Annotated in this window: 5 protein-coding genes; all 5 read right to left on the reverse strand. The window is 51.7% G+C overall.

Going from position 1 to position 1,928, the window contains the following annotated elements:
* Positions 1-45: 45 nt before the first annotated feature.
* On the reverse strand, positions 46-360 hold the full coding sequence (locus ABYV26_RS24815) for a BON domain-containing protein (RefSeq protein WP_372684029.1): 315 nt from the start codon (positions 358-360) through the stop codon (positions 46-48).
* 54 nt (positions 361-414) lie between these two features.
* The gene (locus ABYV26_RS24820; RefSeq protein WP_372684030.1) at positions 415-564 is read right to left on the reverse strand and encodes a lmo0937 family membrane protein; all 150 of its coding nucleotides are present in this window, start codon (positions 562-564) and stop codon (positions 415-417) included.
* Between the two features lie 50 nt (positions 565-614).
* Entirely contained in the window at positions 615-794 is a 180-nt protein-coding gene (locus ABYV26_RS24825) for a CsbD family protein (protein ID WP_372684031.1), read from the reverse strand.
* Between the two features lie 77 nt (positions 795-871).
* Positions 872-1,165 (reverse strand): hypothetical protein, encoded by a 294-nt coding sequence (locus ABYV26_RS24830; protein ID WP_372684032.1) that lies wholly within the window; start codon positions 1,163-1,165, stop codon positions 872-874.
* Positions 1,166-1,364: 199 nt separating this feature from the next.
* Positions 1,365-1,928: alpha-glucan family phosphorylase (gene glgP, locus ABYV26_RS24835; protein ID WP_372684033.1), on the reverse strand; the 564-nt coding region annotated here is incomplete at its 5' end.

The raw sequence follows: 1,928 nt of genomic DNA on the forward strand, positions 1-1,928 counted from the left end.
CGGCTATGACCACGACGGCATTGTATTTCTGCTTTAATCGCCCGTCTATTTAACGATCAGATCATTCTTCACGGATTTTACCCCCTTGACGCTGCTTGCGGTCTCGACAGCTTTATCGACGGCTGCTTGGGAATTCACGAACCCGCTCAGCTGAACGACGCCCTTGTAGGTTTCAACGCTGATCTGGAACGACTTGAGAAAATCATCGGCAGCAAGCAGCGATTTTACCTTGGTCGTGATGACCGAGTCGTCAACATATTCGCCTGCGCTTGACTGTTTGGATGTCGATGCGCAGGCCCCAAGGGCCGCGCTGAACACAATCAGAGCAAAACAGGCAAAAACCCAACGTTTTGTTATCATGACATAAACTCCTTTAAGTGGATATCTCGCCTCGTCTGGCGATGGCAAGACAGGTTACACCCGTCTTCGTCCTTGAAGCACCTGGATCAGGACCACAATGATGGCAATGACCAGCAGGGCATGGATGACACCGCCCATCGTGGTGCCGGTTAGTAATCCCAGCGCCCACAAAACCAGTAGAATCACAAATAGGGTCCAAAGCATGGTGACCTCCTTTTTTAACGCCATCAGATGCTTCTGACAGGCGTCTATGTTTACTTCCCAACGACCGCTTTGATCTCGGCAATCTTTTCCTGAACCTTCCCGTCAACATTTTCGGCTTTGCCTTCGACTTCCAGGCTGCGGTTCCCGACTACTTTTCCGGCGACCTGCTTGATCTTGCCCTTCACTTTGTGCCACTTGCCTTCTGCCTTGTCCTGGGTGCTTGTTTTCATGGTAGACCTCCTGTTGAATAATGGCTTTACTGAAGTTCACGTGCACAAGACCGATGGGGTTCTTCTCGGAACATATCTTATTCTCCAACGGGTGAAGATTGACCGCGCGATTGCCAGGCAAACGAGGAAATGAATTCGAGAATCAAGGCATCGCGAAAGACAGGCTGAGGTGATACTCCGGTCGGCAGCGGTTCGCGGGAAGCGCCATCGCGTATCGAAAGATGAAAAGAAACACTAACGGAAATCGTCCGGCCAATATCTTCTAACTGATAGATCTTCAATCTTTGTGCCAGGCACCATACACTCCCTGCAACGATACCCATCTTACTGATATTTAGACGTAATTTTTTAAACCAACATTCCGGGGTCATCCTTAATCACCATCTAAAAAGGGTCACATTCAACCGATGGTCACATATGACCTATTTGGTAGGCACCGTGTTGATCCCGGAAAAGCAACAGCCGATGACGCCCACCAGGGGATGGACGGCACCGGCTGGAAAAATGGTTGGTTACAATTGGCCATGCCCGGTGGCAGTGCCTGTACCTTTCACACAGAGTGGACACGAATTAGTCGTCCAGTGCATTTTTTATGCTGCTGGAATAAAACTTTTCAATGTATTGCTTGACCATCCGGCGCGCGGAGAAACCGGCTGCAGCGCTTTTAATAGTTGCTTTCATCAGACGTACCCATTCGAGGGGAATGCCGTTTTCCGACATCTGGTAATAAAGCGGAATGATCTGATCTTCCAGAAGCCGGTAGATCTTTTCGGCATCGCTGCCGTCCGGATTCTCGGAGTTTGTAGCATGGTCCACAGCCCAGCCATTTTTCCCGTTGAACCCTTCCCCCCACCAGCCGTCCAGTACGCTTAAATGGGGGACACCGTTCAGCGCCGCCTTCATGCCGCTCGTCCCGCAGGCCTCGAAAGGAGGCAATGGATTGTTCAGCCAGACGTCCACCCCGTGCACCAGGTACTGAGCCAATTGTTCACCATAATCCTCCACAAAGGCGATTCGGCCCCCCAATCGCGGATCGCGTGCCAGGTTGATCAGGTCCTGCAGCAGCCGTTTGCCGGGGTCGTCAGCCGGATGGGCTTTGCCGGCAAAAATGATTTGTATGGGGCGCCAGCGGTC

This window comes from Desulfosarcina sp., assembly GCF_041551955.1.
Lineage (GTDB): Bacteria > Desulfobacterota > Desulfobacteria > Desulfobacterales > Desulfosarcinaceae > Desulfosarcina.